The following is a 17,162-nucleotide window of genomic DNA, read 5'->3' as shown; positions in this document are numbered from 1 at the left end:
CCGCCTTGAGCGTTATCGCCCGCGGATATAGCCATGAACGGGTGGCGCGCCTCTTGCCTCAAGAGCGGGAGCGTACGGGAGGAGCGAGATGGCGGTGACGGCCTTCGACGAGATGAACGGACTCGGCACCGGCGCCGCCGATCCGGCCGCCGTTCGCGACGCCTACGGCCAGCTCAAGGCGTGGCTGGACTCGACGCCGCCGGAGCACTTCAACACCCGCCGCAGCCAGGCCGAGCTGCTGTTCCGCCGGATCGGCATCACCTTCGCGGTCTACGGCGACAACGAATCGACCGAGCGGCTGATCCCGTTCGACATCATCCCCCGGGTGATCACCAAGCCGGAATGGGCTTTCCTGGAGCGCGGGCTGACGCAGCGGGTCACGGCCATCAACCTGTTCCTGAAGGACATCTACGGCGCCCAGGAATGCATCAAGGCCGGCATCATCCCGGCCGACCTCGTCTACCGCAACGCCCATTACCGCATGGAGATGCGGTCCTTCCGCGTGCCGCACGACCTCTACGTCCACATCGCGGGCATCGACATCGTCCGGACCGGCGAGAACGACTTCTTCGTGCTGGAGGACAACGCCCGCATCCCCTCGGGAGTCTCCTACATGCTGGAGAACCGGGAGGTGATGCTGCGCCTGTTCCCGGACCTGTTCTCGAAGCACCGGGTCGCGCCGGTGGAGAACTACCCGGACGCCCTGCTCGCCACGCTGCGCAGCCTCGCGCCGGGCTCGGCGACCCGCGACCCGACCGTCGTGCTCCTGACCCCCGGGCGCTACAATTCCGCGTTCTACGAGCACTCGTTCCTGGCCGACAAGCTCGGCGTCGAGCTGGTGGAGGCGTCCGACCTCTTCACCAAGGACGACGTCGTCTACATGCGCACCACCGAGGGGCCGCGGAAGGTCGACGTGATCTACCGCCGCCTCGACGACGACTTCCTCGACCCGCTGGTCTTCCGCCCGGATTCGGTCCTCGGCGTGCCGGGGCTGATGAACGCCTACGAGCGCGGCTCGGTGACCCTCGCCAACGCGGTCGGGACCGGCATCTCGGACGATAAGGCGGTCTACAGCTACATGCCCGAGATCGTGAAGTTCTTCACCGGCGAGGAGCCGATCCTGCACAACGTGCCGACCTACCGCTGCCGCGAGAAGGACGCCTTCGCGTACGTGATGGACAACCTGTCCGACCTGGTGGTGAAGGAGGTCAACGGCTCGGGCGGCTACGGGATGCTGGTCGGGCCGCACGCCAGCAAGCGCGAGCTCGACGACTTCGCCAAGAAGCTCAAGCACGCCCCGGACGGGTTCATCGCCCAGCCGACCCTGTCGCTCTCCACCTGCCCGACCTTCGTGGCCTCGGGCGTCGCGCCCCGCCACGTCGACCTGAGGCCCTTCGTGCTGTGCGGGGCCGACAAGATCCGCATCGTCCCGGGCGGCCTGACCCGGGTGGCGCTGAAGGAAGGTTCCCTGGTGGTCAATTCCAGCCAGGGCGGTGGCACGAAGGACACCTGGGTGCTCGACGCCTGAGGTCCAGGCCGTCCCGACGTTCCGAGGCGCGGACATTGTGGTCCGCACGACTTGGCTGAAGACCGATGCTCTCCAGGACTGCCGACAACCTCTTCTGGCTCTCGCGCTACGTCGAGCGCGCCGATTTCGTCGCCCGCATCCTCGACGCGGCGCACCGCTTCGCGTCGCTGCCGACGAGCTACGGCGGCGGCGGGAGCAACGAGTGGGAATCGGCCCTCGCCTCGGCCGGCGACCCCGACGCGTTCAAGACGCACTACAGCGCGGTCAACGCCGACACGGTCTGCGACTTCCTGGCCTTCAGCCCGCATAACCCGTCCTCGATCCGCTCCTGCATCGAGGCGGCCCGCGAGAATGCCCGCTCGGTGCGCACCGCGCTGACCACCGAGATGTGGGACGCGATCAACGGCGCGTGGCTGGAGCTGCGCAACTATTCCGGCAAGGACCTCAACCGCGACGAGTTCGGCCGCTTCCTCGACTGGGTGAAGACGGTCTCGCTCACCTTCGACGGCTCGGCCTTCCGGACGATGCTGCGCAACGACGCCTTCTGGTTCACGCGGCTCGGCACGGCGATCGAGCGGGCCGACAACACTGCCCGGATCCTCGACGTCAAGTACCAGATCCTGCTGCCGCACGACGAGACGGTGGGCGGCAGCCTCGACTACTTCCAGTGGACCACGATCCTGCGCGAAGTGTCGGCCTTCAACGCCTACCACTGGGTCTACCGGGAGAGCATCAAGCCGCTGCTGGTGGCCGACCTCCTGATGCTCAACAAGCAGATGCCGCGCTCCTTCGCGAACTGCTACGGCGTGATCGTCGAGTATCTCGACCTGATCGCCGACGCCTACGGCCGCCGGGGACCGAGCCAGCGCCTCGCGGGCAACATGCTGGCGAAGCTGGAGGGCGAGGACATCGACCGGGTCTTCGCCACGGGGCTGCACGAGTTCGTCGAGGCGTTCATCGCCGAGAACAACAGGGTGGGCGAGGCGATCGCCAAGCAGTATCTGGTCGGCTGAACGAGACGGACGGGACGGCGCATGCGCATCCGCGTGGTTCACGAGACCATCTACACCTACGAGCAGCCGGCCCGCGGGCTCGTGCAGGTCCTGCGGCTGACGCCGCGGGATCATGACGGGCAGTACGTCCGCGGGTGGCGGATCGATACCACTGTCGACGGGCGGCTGACTGCCCGCGAGGACGGGTTCGGCAACGTCGTCCACTGGTTCACCCCGGACGAGCCGGCCGACGCCCTGACCATCCGGGTCACCGGCGAGGTCGATACCGACGACACGCACGGCGTCGTCCGCGGAACGGTGGAGCGCCTGCCGGACGAGTTCTACCTCCGCGACACGGACCTGTGTGCCGCCAGCCCGGAGCTGCACGCCTTCGCGGAGCGCGTTGCCGCCGAGGGCGACGGCGCCGTCCTCGGCTTGCTCCACCGGCTGATGGGGGCAGTCCACGGCGCGGTGGCCTACGAGGCCGGACCTGCGAGCAACGCGGTGCCGGCCGCCAAGGCGTTCGCGGCCGGAAGCGGCGTCTGTCAGGACCTCGCGCACGTCTTCATCGCCGCCGCGCGTCACATCGGCGTCCCGGCCCGCTACGTCGCCGGCTACCGGGCCCGGGACGACGGGCAGGCGGATGTCGAGGCGCCCCACGGGTGGGTCGAGGCCCTGGTGCCGGATCTCGGTTGGGTGGCGTTCGACCCGTGCTACGACGTGAGCCCGGCGGACAATTACATCCGCGTCGCCACCGGCCTGGACTACCTCGGGGCCGCGCCGATTCGCGGCAGCCGCACCGGCGGTGGCACCGAGACACTGGACGTGAAGCTGCGGGTCGAGCAAGGCAGGGCCGCCGCTCAATCCTGATCGTTCCGACACCGGTCCGCCGACCGCACGAGAGCCCGAAGACGATGACCTACTGCGTCGGTGTCCTGGTGGAGGAAGGGTTGGTCATGGTCGCTGATACCCGCACCAATGCGGGGCTCGACGATATCTCGACCTACCGCAAGCTCCACCATTTCAACGTTCCCGGCGAGCGGGTGATGATGCTCGCCTCCGCGGGCAACCTCTCGATCACCCAGTCGGTCCTCAGCTTGCTCCAGGAGGGTGTCCCCGGCGAGGAGGAGGGCGAGCCGCTGCAGAAACTCGTCGAGGCGCCGACCATGTTCCAGGCGGCACAGCTGATCGGCCGCGCCATCCGGCGGGTGCGCGCCATCGAGAAGGACGGGTTCGAGGCGGCCAACATCCGCTTCTCGATCTCGCTGCTGTTCGGCGGCCAGATCGGGGACGGCGAGATGCGGCTGTACCTGATCTACTCGGCGGGCAACTTCATCGAGTGCAGCACTGACGCGCCGTTCCTCCAGATCGGTGAGCACAAGTACGGCAAGCCGATCCTCGACCGGGCGGTGAAGTACACGACCGACCTCTACGACGCCCTCAAGGTGAGCCTCGTCTCGATGGACTCGACCATGCGGTCGAACCTCGGTGTTGGCCTGCCGATCGACATCGCGGTCGCCCGCCGGAACGCGCTGACGCTCGAGGTGAATCACCGGATCGAGGCCGGCGAGGGCTATTTCCACGATCTGCGCGAGCGCTGGTCGGCGGCGCTCCGCGCAGCGCACCGGGCGATCCCGCGGCCGCCCTACGGGCCTACCAGCTCCTAGTGCTGCCCCGGCATCGGCCGTCCTAGCGCGGCGCGGGCGATCGAGGGCCGCGCGGCATCCCCGGACGTCGCGCGTCCCCGGATGGCTTCGCTGTGCTCGCAGAGCCGGCGGCTGACTTTCACGGGGCGGCGGAGATCTACGTGGCGCCCCACGCCTTCAAGAGCGCCCGGGTCGCTTCGATGGGATCCGCGGCTCGCATCAGGCCGCCCATGATAGCGAAACCCGCCGCCCCGGCCGCGCGACAGGGCCCGACCGCCCCGGGACCGAGACCGCCGAGCGCCACCACGGGCAGGCCGGCGCCGAGGCTATCCGTGAGTCCCTCGAGACCCAGCGCCGGCCCGTAGCCGGGTTTGCTCGCGGTCGCGTAGATCGGGCTGAGGGTGACGTAATCGGCCCCGGCCTGCGCGGCGGCCGCGGCCTCGCGCGGCGCGTGGACCGAGACGCCGATCAGCGCGCTCGGACCGAGCGCCGACCGCGCCGCGGCGATCGCCTCCGGCCCCGCGCCGCCGCCGAGATGCGCGCCGTCGGCCTCCAGCGCCCGCGCCAGCGCGACGTCGCCGCCGACCGTCAGGAAGCCCCCCAGGGCCCGCACGCGCGCGGCGACGCCCGCGCCGAGGCGCCGACGCGCTTCCGGCTCCAGGTCCTTGTCGCGGAACCAGATCCAGCGCCCGCCGCCGTCGAGGACCGCCTGCACGGTCTCGGCGAGGGGCCGCGGATGCCCGTGCCGATCCGTCACCGTGAGCAGCGGCGACGGCAGCGCCCTCACGAGCCGACGAGGCCCAGCTGCGGGCTCGACGGCTCCGCCCGGCCGCGGCGGGGGATCCGCCCGGCGCGGTGCGCGTCGCGCCCGGCCTCCACGGCCCGGCCCATGGCGCGGGCCATCCGCACCGGATCGTCGGCTTTGGCGACGGCGGTGTTGATCAGGCAGGCGGAGGCGCCGAGCTCCATGGCGATCACCGCGTCCGAGGCGGTGCCGATGCCGGCATCGACCACCACCGGCACCGTCGCCCGGCGGCAGATCAGCTCGAGGTTGGCCGGGTTGGCGACACCCATCCCGGAGCCGATCAGCGAGCCCATGGGCATCACGGCGGCGCAGCCGACATCCTCCAGGCGCTGGCACACGATCGGGTCGTCGTTGCAGTAGGGCAGCACCACGAAGCCGTCGTCCACGAGATGGCGGCAGGCCTCGATCAGCTCCATCACGTCCGGGTAGAGCGTCTCGCGGTCGCCGATCACCTCGACCTTGATCCAGTTGGTGTCGAGCGCCTCGCGGGCGAGTTCGGCGGTCATGATCGCGTCCCGGGCGGTCTCGCAGCCGGCCGTGTTCGGCAGGAAGCGCTTGCCCTTCAGGATCTTGACCGTGTCCGAGCCGTGGCCCTGGAGCGAGACCCGTCGGATCGAGGCCGTGACCACGTCGGCGCCGCTCGCCGCGACGGCGTCGCGCATGATCGCCTGCGTCGGGTAGCCGGCGGTGCCGATGAACAGCCGGGACGACAGCGTCACCCCGGCGATGGTCAGGCTGTCGTCCCCGCCCTCGGGGCGCGGTGGCGTGTGACTCTGGTCCATGCTCAACCTCCCTGCATGGCGCGGACGATCTCGACGCGGTCGCCCTCCGAGACCGGGGTCTCGACCCAGTCCCGGCGGCGCAGAACCCGGCCGTTCAGCGCGATGGCGACGCCCTGCGGGCTCTCGATGCCGCTCTCTTCCGCCTCGAGGCGGAACAGGGCGTCCACCGTCTCGACCGCGCACTCGCGCGGCTCACCGTTGACGAGCAGTTTCATGCCGAGGCCCTCAGCGCTTCCGGCTGGCCGAAGCGCGCGCGGGTGAAGGGACGCGCCACCGCCGGCAGCGCGCCGCGCAGCACCAGCGCGGCGACCGCGTCGGCGGTGACCGGGGCGAGCAGGTAGCCGTTGCGGTGATGCCCGGTGGCGGCGACGAGGCCCGGGGCGATCGCGTCCAGGATCGGCGCGTCGTCGTCGGAGGTCGGACGGTAGCCGCTCCACACCGCCTCCACCTCCATCTCCTCGATGCCGGGCAGCACCCGGCGGGCACCCTCGAGCAGGGCGTAGAGGCCGCCCGCGGTGACGCCGGGCCGGAAGCCGCAATCCTCGACCGTCGCGCCCACGATGAGTTGGCCGTCGCTCTTCGGCGCCATGTGGACCTGCTCGGTCCAGACCATCCGCGCCAGGGTACCGGTGCGGGCGGTCGTGCGCAGGGCCAGGGACTGGCCCTTCAGCGGGCGGACCGGCAGGGCGAGCGCGTCGGGCAGCAGGCCGCCCTCCCCGCTCCAGGCGCCGGAGGCGAGGATGACGGTCTCCGCCGCGACGACGCGGTCGCCGGCGCGGATCCCGGTCACGCGGCCGCCCGACCAGTCCAGGGCGGTGACGGGGGTCCGCTCCACCAGGATCACGCCGGCCCGGCGGCAGGCTTCGGTGAGGGCGTCCATCACCAGACGGGGGTCGACCTGATGGTCGAGCGGGCAGTGGATGCCGGCAGTGACGGAGGGGCGCAGGCCCGGCTCGAGGCGCCGCACCTCGCTGCCCGGCAGCCAGGTCGCCTCGAGCCCCGAGCGGCGCTGCAGGTCGTAGCGGAAGCGCAGCCGTTCGACCTCGTCGCGGCCGACCGCCAGCACCAGGGTGCCGTCGGCCCGGTAGTCGATCGCGCGGCCGGACTCCGCCTCCAGGGCGTCGCGGAACTCGGGCCAGAGCCGGAGCGAGTCCAGGGCGAGCGGGAGCAGCGGGTCCGAGCCCGGCTCGTGCTCGGCCGCCGGGGCCAGCATGCCTGTGGCCGCGAGGCTCGCGCCCGCCCCGATCGTGTCCCGCTCCAGCACTGTCACGGCGCTGCCGGCCTGGGCGAGGCGCCACGCGATCGACAGCCCGATCAGCCCGGCGCCGACCACGGCGACGTCGGTCCGCGCCGGAAGGGTTTCGGGCGCGACACCGCCGTCGGGGCTGCGGCGGCGGCCGATCGGTGAGGCGGGGCGGTCGAGGGGCACGGGCGTCTCCGCGAATTGCCGTCGCGGGGACCGGGCCGTCTGCTTCTGTGAGAAGCTGTGGCCTGCCTTTCGGGCGGCCGCGGTCCAATCCCTACGCCGGTATGAGCCGGATCAGGTTCGAAGGATTTCCGCGCCGCAGGTCCTGACGGACGTGCCAGCGGTTTCTCAGCCCCTTGCCGGGGATCTCCCTGGAACAGATGCAGATGTGGCCTCCCGGCCGGTGCCGGTCAACCCCGCGCCGCGTCCAGGACGGCTCTCCCGCGACAATCGGCCGATCGCGGTGACGGACTGGACACCAAGCGGAGCGGAATCCGTCCGCCGGTCGCGGCCCTGCTCGCGATCGCGCACCATCCCTTCACGGGTCTGGCATCTCATCGCCGGGATCCGGGAACTCCGCGGATCGCCGCCACTCCACGTCACGGGCGAATTCGCGTGCGTACAATCCTCTTGATCTGCATGCTCGGCTTCCTCGGTGTCACGGCACTTCTGAAGCTGCGTGACGGCGCGCGGTCGGTGCCGGTAGCACTCGCCATCGCGCCGGCGCCGGCGCCGGAACCGGATCTCGCGGGCGCTGCCGTCGCCGGCGTAGCCCTCCAGGCCGGCCGCAACGGCCACTTCTTCGTCAACGCCCTCGTGGACGGCCGTTCGCTACCGATGATGGTGGATACGGGGGCGAGCGCCTGCGCGTTCTCGGAGGAGGACGCCGCGCGGATCGGGATCCAGGTCGGACCGTCCGATTTCACGCGCGTCTGGAATACCGCCAACGGGACGGTCCGCGTCGCGCCGATCCGGATCGCGATCGTGCAGATCGGATCGATCACGGTGCGGGACGTCGACGCGGTCGTGATCCCGCGCGGGCTCCTGTCGACCAGCCTGTTGGGCATGTCGTTCCTGAGGCGCCTGCGCGATTTCGGCGTCTCCGGCAGCACGATGACGCTCAGGGGCTGAAACGCGCGCGATGCGTGCAGATCTCCGGGCCGCGGCAGGACGGCTGGAAGGCCGCCCGGCTTGCCTTCCGAGATCGATCAGGGGAGCCGGTCGACCGCGCACTCCGTTTTGAGCCGTTGGAGTTTCCGGCACCGGTCTCACCCTTCCACCAAATCGAATCATCTCGAATCATGTATATATGAGCCGTAGTTCGCTATAATTCCGTATCCGGCACGCACTTATTTCGACGATTGACCCGTTTAATCGAAGCTTTACCTACAATCTCGATCGCTTTGTCAATGCATGTCGGCGGTGCTAGATGCATCGACGGCCGCGGATGCGAGTTCTGAGCGCGCGGTGGGGCAGAGTCAGGATGAAAAATCGCGGATCGACGATCTGTTTGTCCATGATCGTGAAGGACGAGGCCCACGTTATCCGTCGGTGCCTCGATTCTGTTCGACCGCTCATCGATCACTGGGTCATCGTCGATACCGGGTCGACGGACGGAACCCAGGATATCGTCCGCGCGGCGCTCGCGGACATTCCGGGGGCGCTGGTCGAGCGACCGTGGGTCGATTTCGCCTACAATCGAAACGAGGCCCTGAAACTCGCGCGGCGTCATGCGCAGTACACCCTGATCATCGACGCTGACGATGAGCTGATCATCCCCGCGGACTTCACGATGCCGAAGCTGCGCGCGCCCGGCTATCGGTTCGAGATCATCGACGAGCACACGCGATACTGGCGCAACCAGCTCGTCAGCAACCGGGAGAACTGGCGCTACCGGGGCGTCCTGCACGAATTCCTCAGCTGCCCCGGTGTGTCGGAGACTCCGATCCTCCCCCTCGCGATGCGCCGGGGCGACGACGGCGCCCGGCACCGCGACACGACTGCGGACGCGCGGGATATCGCCGTCCTCGAGAAGGCGCTGGCGGTCGAGACAGACCCCTTCATGATCGCCCGGTACACGATGTACCTCGGGACCACCTACGATGCCGCCGGCGAGTACCGGAAGGCCCTCGCATGCTTCCTGAAGCGCGCCGATCTCGGCGGATGGGACGAGGAGATCTATTTCAACCTGCTGATGGCCGCGGTGAACGCGGAGCGCCTCGATGAGCCGGAGGACAGGGTGCTGCAGCTCTACGAGCGCGCGACCTCCGTCCGTCCGGCGCGGGCGGAAGCGCGCCACGGGGCCAGTCGGTTCTGCAGGCTCAGGAAGCGGTTCGCGGACGGGTATCGATACGCGGAGGCGGGCCTTGCGCTCGCGCTTCCGAGCGAGGGGATCTCCCTGAATCCGTGGGTCTACGAGTACGGCTTACTCGATGAGTTCGCCCTCAACGCGTACCATCTCGGCCAGTACAGCGCCTGCGGACATGCCTGCTTGAAGATCCTCGAACGGACCCAGGTCCCAAGGGAGGTCGCCATACGCGCCGGCGCCCTGGCACGGGACGTGATGGCGAAGATGATCGACCCGGTCTGGGGATGCCGGCACACCCCCTACGCGATGCCGTTCGTGCCGACGTGGTGAGGCGGCCGGCGCACAGGCACGCTGCGGGCTCGCGAGCGGATGTTGGCGGCCGCCGCGCGACGTCGGGACCGGGCCGGACCGCGATCGGAGACCTGGTCAGCTGGATCTGCGCGGGCGCAGGAACTTCGGCCGGAACACCGCCATCGGCTCGTCGAAGCCGTTGAGCCGGTGCTCGCCCAGCGGGATCGGGTCGCCCCAGAGGAAGTCCACGAACGGCTTCGACATCAGCAGCGGCTCGCCGAGGGCGCGGTTCAGCTGCGCGATGCGGCTCGCGAGATTCACGTCGCGCCCGATCACCGTGAAGTCGAGGCGGGAGCCGGACCCGACATTGCCGTAGGCGGCCTCGCCGTGGTGGAGCGCGATGCCCGCGGCCACCGGCACCGGGAACTGGTGCAGGGCGTTCGCCTCATCGAGGGCCGCCAGGGCGTGCTGCGCCGCGGTGAGCGCGCCCTTGGCCGCGCCGCCGAGGTCGTCACCGGACTCCCGGAAGATCGCCAGCAGGCCGTCGCCGAGATACTTCAGGACCTCGCCGCCCTCCCGCTCGATCGGCGGCACGAGGCAGTCGAAGAACACGTTGAGCAGGCCCACGGCCTCCTCGGGCGTCATGTCGGCGGTGGTGCGGGTGTAGTCGCGCATGTCGGCGAACAGGATCGCCGAGCGGATCCGGGTCACCTGCCCGCGGCGGATGTCCCCGGCCAGGATCGCCCGGTGCGGCTCGTCGCCGACGTAGAGCCGGAGCACGTGGTCGAGCTGCTTGTTGAGGACGCGCATCTCCATCACGGCCGCCAGCGCCGGCATGACGAAGCGCAGGATCGCGATGTCGTCGTCCCGGAACCCTTCGGGTGCGCGGGTGGCGAAGGTGATTCCGTTCTGCGTGCCGTTCGTGAAGAACAGGGGCGCCACCACGTAGTGGGTGTAGCCGCCGGCTTTCAGGTCCGGAACGATCGCGTAGGCGTCGTCCGGGGTCTTCGACAGGTCGAGGATCAGCCACTCGCCGGTCTCGTGGACCGTGTGGAACGGGCTGTTAAGATAGGCGTCCGTCGAGCGGGCGCCGTGCGGGAACAGCCGCACGGTGGTGCCGCCGTCCCGGGTCCAGATGCGGCCGACGCCGGCATATTCCGAGTGCAGGGTGTCGATGGCCGTGGAGGCCCGGTCCACCGGCACGCCGATCGCGATCAGGCGCTCGGCGAGCCCGGCCAGCATCTCCTCGGCGTTGGGCATCCGCGCGCCCTCGCCGAGCAGCCAGTCGCGGATGCCCACGGAGGGCTGGAGCGCGCCGAAGGGCACGTCGTCAGCCTCCGAGCCGTCCGCGAAGGCCGTCGGGGATCCGGGCGTTGGCGGGCGGCGTTCGAGCATGGCGCCAGACTGGATGCCGCGCGGCACCGGGGCAACGCGGGCGACGGGGAAGCGCCGCGCGATCCGCGGCGCAGGCTCAGTTATCCAGGAAGCTCCTCAGCTTCCGGCTGCGCGACGGGTGCTTCAGCTTCCGCAGCGCCTTCGCCTCGATCTGGCGGATGCGCTCGCGGGTCACCGAGAACTGCTGGCCGACCTCCTCGAGGGTGTGGTCGGTGTTCATGCCGATGCCGAAGCGCATGCGCAGCACGCGCTCCTCGCGGGGCGTGAGCGAGGCCAGCACGCGCGTCGTGGTCTCGCGCAGGTTCGACTGGATCGCCGCGTCGATCGGCAGGACGACGTTCTTGTCCTCGATGAAGTCGCCGAGATGGCTGTCCTCCTCGTCGCCGATCGGCGTCTCGAGGGAGATCGGCTCCTTGGCGATCTTCAGGACCTTGCGGACCTTCTCCAGCGGCATGGCCAGCTTCTCGGCCAGCTCCTCCGGGGTCGGCTCGCGGCCGATCTCGTGCAGCATCTGGCGCGAGGTGCGGACGATCTTGTTGATCGTCTCGATCATGTGCACCGGGATGCGGATCGTGCGCGCCTGGTCGGCGATCGAGCGGGTGATCGCCTGCCGGATCCACCACGTGGCGTAGGTCGAGAACTTGTAGCCGCGCCGGTACTCGAACTTGTCGACCGCCTTCATCAGGCCGATGTTGCCCTCCTGGATCAGGTCCAGGAACTGCAGGCCGCGGTTCGTGTACTTCTTGGCGATCGAGATCACGAGGCGCAGGTTCGCCTCGATCATCTCCTTCTTCGCCTGCCGGGCCTCGCGCTCGCCCTTCTGGACCATGTTGACGATGCGGCGGTACTCGCCGATCTCCAGGCCCGTCTCGGAGGCGAGGTCGAGGATCTGCGCGCGCAGCTCCGCGACCTGCTTCGAGCCGCGCTCGACCAGGTTCTTCCAGCCCTTGCCGCCCAGCGTCCCGACGCGCTCCATCCAGTTCGGGTCGAGCTCGTAGCCCTGGTAGTGGCGCAGGAACTCGTCGCGGGCCACGCCGTGGCTCTCGGCGAAGCGCATCAGCCGGCCCTCGTGGCCGATCAGCTGCTTGTTGATCGAGTAGAGCTGGCCGACCAGCGCCTCGATGCGGTTGTTGTTCAGCGAGAGGGACTTCACGTCGGCGACGACGATGTCCTTCAGCTCGGCCTGCTTCTGGTCCTGAGCGGGCGTGTTCTGCTCGCCGGCGGCCTTGCGCTCCGTGCCCTCGATCTGGAACTTGCGCAGCTTGCGGTAGTTCGCGGCGATCGCGTCGAAGGTCTCGAGGACCCGCGGCTTGATCTCCGCCTCCATCGCGGCGAGCGAGACGTTGTTCTCGAGGTCGTCCTCGTCGTCGCCGCCCTCCGGGGGCGCCGGCGGCTCGCCGTCCTCGGATTCCTCGCCCTCGGCGAGCTGCGGCGCGTTCTTGCCGTCCGGGCCCGCGTAGGTCGCCTCGAGGTCGATGATGTCGCGCAGGAGGACCTTGCCCTCCACGAGCTCGTCCCGCCAGATGATGATCGCCTGGAAGGTCAGCGGGCTCTCGCAGAGACCCGCGATCATCGCCTCGCGGCCGGCCTCGATGCGCTTGGCGATCGCGATCTCGCCCTCGCGGGACAGGAGCTCCACCGAGCCCATCTCGCGCAGGTACATGCGCACCGGATCGTCGGTGCGGTCGGTCGGCTCCTTGGTGGTCGTGGCGACTGCGACGGCGCGCGCCGGAGCGACCTCGGCGACCTCGCCGCCTTCGGCCTCCTCCTCCTCGCCGTCCGCGGCCTTCTCGCCGGCGGCCTCGTCGGTCTCCTCGGCCTCGACGACGTTGATGCCCATCTCGGAGAGCTGCGACAGCACATCCTCGAGCTGGTCCGGATCGGACTGGCCCTCGGGCAGAACCTCGTTGACCTCCTCGTAGGTCACGTAGCCGCGCTTCTTGGCGAGCTTGACCATCCGCTTGACCGAAGCATCCGTCAGGTCGAGGAGCGGCCCGTCGGTCTGCTGCTCGGGGGCAGCGTCCGTCTCGTCCCGTTCCGTTGCCTTCGTCGCCATGATCAGCCTATTGTTTCGCACGCGGCGCGTTGCGGAGGCCCTGATGAGGCCGGTCCACGCCGTCGGCGCCGCTGTATGAGGTCGGCGCCGGATCGCTCCAGTCGCCGTGAGTCGTCGGTTTCCGTATGCAAGCCCGAGGCTTGACCGATTGTTAACTATGGCGGGACCGGGTCCCCCGCCACCGCCATGACACAGGCATTACACGGCCGTCGAGTCGCTCGACACCGGTGTATCGGCCTCCGCCTCGGCGGCGATGACGGTCTCCAGCCTCGCCTTCACTTCGCAGAGCCATGCCCACCCGGCATCGGTCGGATCGTCCTCAAACGCCTGCCGTGCTTCGCGAAGTTCGCTATGTAGCGCTCCTGCCTGCCGGTGCAAGATCATCGCCTGTCGGAGCGCGTCTGCGCGGTGGGCCGGATCGGCGTGCGGAGCCAGGGTCGTGCGGTCCCGCGAGCGGGCCAGGGCGAGGATTCGGTCGGCCGCCCCTGTGAGTCCGGCGCGATTGATGCGGTTCTGCAACACCTCGGGCGCCGCGTGCTCGTCCTCGGCCGCGCAGGCCAGCAGGACCGACAGCAGCGCCCGCGCGTCCGGATCCTCGAAGTCGAGTTCGGCCGCCTCCTCGCCGAACTCCGCCATCATCTCGGGATGGGCCAGCAGGGTACCGACGATGACCGCCTCGCGGACCGAAGCGGCGCCCGTGAAGCCCGCCGAGGCCGTGACCGAGGGGCTCGGACTCCCGGTGATGCGCGGCGAGACGGGCTCGCCGGGGCGGGTGAAGCGCTGCCGCCCGCGCGGGGCCGCGCCGGCGGCGCGGTTGCCGCGGGGCGACAGGCCGCGCAGGCGCTCCTCGATATCGTCGCGGTAGTAGCGCCGCACGGTCTCGTCGCGAATCGTCGCGACGGTGGTGCGCAGGGTCTGCGTCAGGCCGGCGCGGCGCTCCGGCGTGTCGACCGGTCCCGCCTCGAGGGCGCGCCGCCACAGCAGTTCCGACAGGGGGAGCGCCGCCGTCAGCACCTGGTCGATAGCCGTCGGGCCGCCCGAGCGCAGCAGGTCGTCCGGGTCCTGGCCGCCCGGCAGCAGCGCGATCCGCAGCGAGCGGCCGGGTTCGAGGAGCGGCAGCGCGATGTCGAGGGCCCGGTAGGCCGCCCGTTGGCCGGCCTTGTCGCCGTCGAAGCAGAGAATCGGCTCGTCGGCGTGGCGCCAGAGCAGGGCGAGCTGGTCCTCCGTCAGGGCGGTGCCCAGCGGCGCCACCGTCTCGGGGTGGCCGGCGAGCGTCATGGCGATGACGTCGACGTAGCCCTCGACCGCGATGATCGATCCGCGCTCGTGGGCGGCCTTGCGGGCGCCGTGCAGGTTGTAGAGCGTCCGGCCCTTGTGGAAGAGCGGCGTCTCCGGCGAGTTGAGGTACTTGGCGCGCACCTCCTTGGCGAGCGCCCGACCACCGAAGGCCACGACCCGGCCGCGGGTGTCGGTGATCGGGAACATCACCCGGTCGCGGAAATAGTCGTAGGGGACCGAGACGCCCTCCCCGGCCGCGAGCAGGCCGAGTTCGACCATCAGCGCCTTCTCGACGCCCTGCCCGGCGAGGTGGTCGCGCAGGGCGTAGCGGTCGTTCGGCGCGTAGCCGAGGCGGAAGGCCCGCTGCGTCTCGTCCCGCAATCCGCGGCGCTTGAGGTAGGCGCGGGCCTCGCTGCCCTGGCCCGACCGCAGGCGCTCCTCGAACCAGCGGGCGGCCATCTCCATGACCTCGATCGCCCCGGCGCGCTTCTGCTCGCTGGCGCGGTTGTCCTCGGTGGGCGCCGGCAGGCTGACGCCGGCCTCGCCCGCCAGCCGCTCGACCGCCTCTGGGAAGCTGAGGCCTTCCGTCTCCATGAGGAAGGTGAAGATGTCGCCGTGCTTCGAGGACGAGAAGCAGTGGTAAAACTGCTTCTGGTCGTTCACGTAGAAGGACGGCGTCTTCTCGGCGTTGAACGGCGACAGGCCGCGCCACTCGCGGCCGGCCTTCTTCAACTGCACGCGGCGGCCGACCACCGACGAGGCCGGCAGCCGGGAGCGAATCTCTTCCAGGATGTGGGGCGGATAGCGCACGGGGCCTGGGACGGGTTGCGTGAACCCGCTCCTATAGCGCGAGAGGCGTGACCGAGTCCCTCACATCCCCGGAACTCGGCGGAGGATTGCGGGGAGAGGCTCGGCCCTAGAGGGTCAGCCCTTCGCCGCCAGCGCCGCCTTCACGAGCCCGCTCGCCTTGCCGAAATCCATGCGGCCCGCGAACGTGCCCTTCAGGGCGGCGATCACCTTGCCCATGTCCTTCGGCCCGGCCGCGCCGGTCTCGAGGATCGCCGCCTCGACCGCCGCCTTCATCTCGGTCTCGTCCATCTGCTTCGGCAGGAAGCTCTCGATGATGGCGATCTCGGCGCGCTCGTTGGCGGCGAGTTCCGGGCGACCGCCCTGCTCGTAGACCGAGGCCGATTCGGTGCGCTGCTTAACCATCTTCTGGAGAAGCGACAGGATCTCCTCGTCGGAGATCGGCTCCTTGCCGTTGCCGCGAGCCTCGATGTCCCGGTCCTTGAGGGCGGCCTGGATCATCCGGATCGTGGCGAGCCTGTCCTTGTCGCCGGCCTTCATGGCCTCCTTCATCTCGGTGGTGAAGCGCGCGCGCAGCATCTCGGTGACCTTCCAACGATCGAAGCGGGGGGCTGGCCTGCGGTTTGCGAGTGTTGAGCCCTGCGGGAGGCGGAGCCACATTGACCCCATCGCGGGCCGCTCGCTAAGAGCGCCGCACACGATCATGCCGCAAGCCGAGAGCGCCGAAACCCGGCGCCCGCCTTCGGCCGGACATAAGCGAGACTCAGCCCATGCTGCAAGACGCCGCCGCGCATGCCCCCGAGCCTCAGGCTCCCGAGCCCTGGGCCGAGCCCGTCGCGACGGCTCTGCTGGTGCTGGCCGACGGCACCATCCTGGAGGGCTTCGGCATCGGCCAGACCGGCGTGGCCGACGGGGAGGTCTGCTTCAACACCGCGATGACCGGCTATCAGGAGATCCTGACGGACCCGTCCTATGCCGGTCAGATCGTCACCTTCACCTTCCCGCATATCGGCAATGTCGGCACCAACGACGAGGACCTCGAGAGCCTCGAGGCGGCGCCGGCCTCGGGCGTCCGCGGCACCGTCGTCGCCTCGGCGGTGACGAACCCGTCGAACTGGCGGTCCTCGTCGCATCTCGATGGGTGGCTCAGGGCCCGCGGCATCGTCGGCATCACGGGGGTCGACACCCGGGCGCTCACGGCCCGCATCCGCGACCAGGGCATGCCGAACGCGGTGATCGCCAACGATCCCGAAGGCAAGTTCGACCGCGAGGCCCTCAAGGCCCGCGCGGCGGCCCTCGCGCCCATGGAGGGGCTCGACCTCGTGCCGCCGGTGACCAGCCGCGCGTCGTCGGAGTGGTCCGAGACCGTCTGGGCACTCGGCAACGGTTACGGCAAGCGCGCACCCGGCGAGGGCCTCAAGGTCGTGGCCATCGACTACGGCGTGAAGCGCAACATCCTGCGCCTCCTCGCCCAGGCCGGCTGCGACGTCACCGTGGTGCCGGCCACCACGACGGCCGACGAGATCCTGGCGCTGAAGCCGGACGGCGTGTTCCTGTCCAACGGTCCCGGCGACCCGGCCGCCACCGGCGCCTACGCGGTCCCGGTGATTCGCAAGCTGCTGGACGAGAAGTTGCCGACCTTCGGCATCTGCCTCGGCCACCAGCTCATGGGTCTGGCCCTCGGCGGCCGGACCGTGAAGATGGGCCAGGGCCATCACGGCGCGAACCACCCGGTGAAGGACAAGACCACCGGGAAGGTCGAGATCGTGTCGATGAACCACGGCTTCGCGGTGGACCCGGGCAGCCTCCCGGAGACGGCGGTGGAGACGCACGTGTCGCTGTTCGACGGCTCGAATTGCGGCCTGACCCTCACCGACCGCCCGGCCTTCTCGGTGCAGCACCACCCGGAGGCCTCCCCCGGCCCGCGCGACAGCCACTACCTGTTCGAGCGCTTCGTGACGCTGATGCGCTCCGGCGCGCCGGAGACCGCGAAGGGCGCCTGAGACCCGGGCGCCGGCATCGGCCCGC

15 protein-coding genes and 1 riboswitch are annotated in these 17,162 nt (G+C 70.0%); of the genes, 7 read left to right on the top strand and 8 right to left on the bottom strand.

Annotation, left to right across the window (positions count from 1 at the left end; genetic code table 11):
* Nucleotides 1-88: 88 nt before the first annotated feature.
* The 4 genes from J3A75_RS06850 to J3A75_RS06835 all read left to right on the top strand — a co-directional run bounded on the left by J3A75_RS06850 (nucleotide 89) and on the right by J3A75_RS06835 (nucleotide 4,187).
* Nucleotides 89-1,528, top strand: coding sequence for a circularly permuted type 2 ATP-grasp protein (locus J3A75_RS06850; RefSeq protein WP_024831059.1), 1,440 nt, complete (start codon nucleotides 89-91; stop codon nucleotides 1,526-1,528).
* Nucleotides 1,529-1,593: 65 nt separating this feature from the next.
* On the top strand, nucleotides 1,594-2,541 hold the full coding sequence (locus J3A75_RS06845) for an alpha-E domain-containing protein (RefSeq protein ID WP_012317590.1): 948 nt from the start codon (nucleotides 1,594-1,596) through the stop codon (nucleotides 2,539-2,541).
* Between the two features lie 21 nt (nucleotides 2,542-2,562).
* Nucleotides 2,563-3,390, top strand: coding sequence for a transglutaminase N-terminal domain-containing protein (locus J3A75_RS06840; protein WP_012317589.1), 828 nt, complete (start codon nucleotides 2,563-2,565; stop codon nucleotides 3,388-3,390).
* A 44-nt stretch (nucleotides 3,391-3,434) separates the two neighbouring features.
* Complete coding sequence (locus tag J3A75_RS06835) at nucleotides 3,435-4,187, top strand: peptidase (RefSeq protein ID WP_012317588.1); 753 nt, start codon at nucleotides 3,435-3,437, stop codon at nucleotides 4,185-4,187.
* Nucleotides 4,188-4,323: 136 nt separating this feature from the next.
* On the opposite strand, the gene J3A75_RS06830 is transcribed toward J3A75_RS06835, so the two are convergent.
* From J3A75_RS06830 to thiO, 4 genes are read right to left on the bottom strand one after another with little or no spacing between them, the layout of a single operon-like run.
* Entirely contained in the window at nucleotides 4,324-4,953 is a 630-nt protein-coding gene (locus tag J3A75_RS06830; RefSeq protein ID WP_053620247.1) for a thiamine phosphate synthase, read from the bottom strand.
* Complete coding sequence (locus tag J3A75_RS06825; RefSeq protein ID WP_012317586.1) at nucleotides 4,950-5,753, bottom strand: thiazole synthase; 804 nt, start codon at nucleotides 5,751-5,753, stop codon at nucleotides 4,950-4,952. The genes J3A75_RS06830 and J3A75_RS06825 overlap by 4 nt, the downstream gene beginning before the upstream one ends.
* 2 nt (nucleotides 5,754-5,755) lie before the next feature.
* Nucleotides 5,756-5,968, bottom strand: a complete 213-nt coding sequence (thiS, locus tag J3A75_RS06820; protein WP_012317585.1) for a sulfur carrier protein ThiS — start codon at nucleotides 5,966-5,968, stop codon at nucleotides 5,756-5,758.
* Nucleotides 5,965-7,182: a glycine oxidase ThiO gene (gene thiO, locus J3A75_RS06815; RefSeq protein ID WP_012317584.1), complete on the bottom strand. Its 1,218-nt coding sequence runs from the start codon at nucleotides 7,180-7,182 to the stop codon at nucleotides 5,965-5,967. The genes thiS and thiO overlap by 4 nt, the downstream gene beginning before the upstream one ends.
* 70 nt (nucleotides 7,183-7,252) lie before the next feature.
* Nucleotides 7,253-7,381: riboswitch (TPP riboswitch) on the bottom strand.
* Between the two features lie 233 nt (nucleotides 7,382-7,614).
* Between thiO and J3A75_RS06810 the strand changes: the two genes are divergently transcribed.
* Both J3A75_RS06810 and J3A75_RS06805 read left to right on the top strand, forming a co-directional pair.
* Complete coding sequence (locus J3A75_RS06810) at nucleotides 7,615-8,130, top strand: TIGR02281 family clan AA aspartic protease (protein WP_076729403.1); 516 nt, start codon at nucleotides 7,615-7,617, stop codon at nucleotides 8,128-8,130.
* Nucleotides 8,131-8,515: 385 nt separating this feature from the next.
* The gene (locus J3A75_RS06805) at nucleotides 8,516-9,637 is read left to right on the top strand and encodes a glycosyltransferase (protein ID WP_245364356.1); all 1,122 of its coding nucleotides are present in this window, start codon (nucleotides 8,516-8,518) and stop codon (nucleotides 9,635-9,637) included.
* Between the two features lie 96 nt (nucleotides 9,638-9,733).
* On the opposite strand, the gene J3A75_RS06800 is transcribed toward J3A75_RS06805, so the two are convergent.
* The 4 genes from J3A75_RS06800 to J3A75_RS06785 all read right to left on the bottom strand — a co-directional run bounded on the left by J3A75_RS06800 (nucleotide 9,734) and on the right by J3A75_RS06785 (nucleotide 15,713).
* Nucleotides 9,734-10,993 carry an adenylate/guanylate cyclase domain-containing protein gene (locus J3A75_RS06800; protein ID WP_024831064.1) on the bottom strand — a complete coding sequence of 420 codons (1,260 nt, stop codon included), beginning with the start codon at nucleotides 10,991-10,993 and terminating at the stop codon, nucleotides 9,734-9,736.
* A 76-nt stretch (nucleotides 10,994-11,069) separates the two neighbouring features.
* Nucleotides 11,070-13,049, bottom strand: coding sequence for an RNA polymerase sigma factor RpoD (gene rpoD / locus J3A75_RS06795; RefSeq protein ID WP_012317580.1), 1,980 nt, complete (start codon nucleotides 13,047-13,049; stop codon nucleotides 11,070-11,072).
* A gap of 198 nt (nucleotides 13,050-13,247) precedes the next feature.
* The gene (gene dnaG / locus J3A75_RS06790; RefSeq protein WP_209649848.1) at nucleotides 13,248-15,137 is read right to left on the bottom strand and encodes a DNA primase; all 1,890 of its coding nucleotides are present in this window, start codon (nucleotides 15,135-15,137) and stop codon (nucleotides 13,248-13,250) included.
* 114 nt (nucleotides 15,138-15,251) lie between these two features.
* On the bottom strand, nucleotides 15,252-15,713 hold the full coding sequence (locus J3A75_RS06785; RefSeq protein WP_012317578.1) for a GatB/YqeY domain-containing protein: 462 nt from the start codon (nucleotides 15,711-15,713) through the stop codon (nucleotides 15,252-15,254).
* Between the two features lie 191 nt (nucleotides 15,714-15,904).
* On the opposite strand from J3A75_RS06785, the gene carA reads away from it, so the two are divergent.
* Nucleotides 15,905-17,137: a glutamine-hydrolyzing carbamoyl-phosphate synthase small subunit gene (gene carA / locus J3A75_RS06780; RefSeq protein WP_209649846.1), complete on the top strand. Its 1,233-nt coding sequence runs from the start codon at nucleotides 15,905-15,907 to the stop codon at nucleotides 17,135-17,137.
* Nucleotides 17,138-17,162: the final 25 nt, after the last annotated feature.

It is taken from the genome of Methylobacterium sp. PvP105, assembly GCF_017876975.1.
Classification (GTDB): Bacteria; Pseudomonadota; Alphaproteobacteria; order Rhizobiales; family Beijerinckiaceae; genus Methylobacterium; species Methylobacterium radiotolerans.
The sequence above is the reverse complement of the archived record's forward strand: the minus strand, read 5'-3'. Positions and strand labels throughout refer to the sequence as shown.

Coding starts and splice junctions, on each gene's coding strand:
- J3A75_RS06805 (WP_245364356.1), top strand. CDS start 8,516: ATGATCGTGAAGGACGAGGCCCACGTTATCCGTCGGTGCCTCGATTCT.
- rpoD (WP_012317580.1), bottom strand. CDS start 13,049: ATGGCGACGAAGGCAACGGAACGGGACGAGACGGACGCTGCCCCCGAG.
- J3A75_RS06845 (WP_012317590.1), top strand. CDS start 1,594: ATGCTCTCCAGGACTGCCGACAACCTCTTCTGGCTCTCGCGCTACGTC.
- J3A75_RS06850 (WP_024831059.1), top strand. CDS start 89: ATGGCGGTGACGGCCTTCGACGAGATGAACGGACTCGGCACCGGCGCC.
- thiS (WP_012317585.1), bottom strand. CDS start 5,968: ATGAAACTGCTCGTCAACGGTGAGCCGCGCGAGTGCGCGGTCGAGACG.
- J3A75_RS06825 (WP_012317586.1), bottom strand. CDS start 5,753: ATGGACCAGAGTCACACGCCACCGCGCCCCGAGGGCGGGGACGACAGC.
- J3A75_RS06840 (WP_012317589.1), top strand. CDS start 2,563: ATGCGCATCCGCGTGGTTCACGAGACCATCTACACCTACGAGCAGCCG.
- J3A75_RS06835 (WP_012317588.1), top strand. CDS start 3,435: ATGACCTACTGCGTCGGTGTCCTGGTGGAGGAAGGGTTGGTCATGGTC.
- J3A75_RS06800 (WP_024831064.1), bottom strand. CDS start 10,993: ATGCTCGAACGCCGCCCGCCAACGCCCGGATCCCCGACGGCCTTCGCG.
- J3A75_RS06785 (WP_012317578.1), bottom strand. CDS start 15,713: ATGCTGCGCGCGCGCTTCACCACCGAGATGAAGGAGGCCATGAAGGCC.
- carA (WP_209649846.1), top strand. CDS start 15,905: ATGCTGCAAGACGCCGCCGCGCATGCCCCCGAGCCTCAGGCTCCCGAG.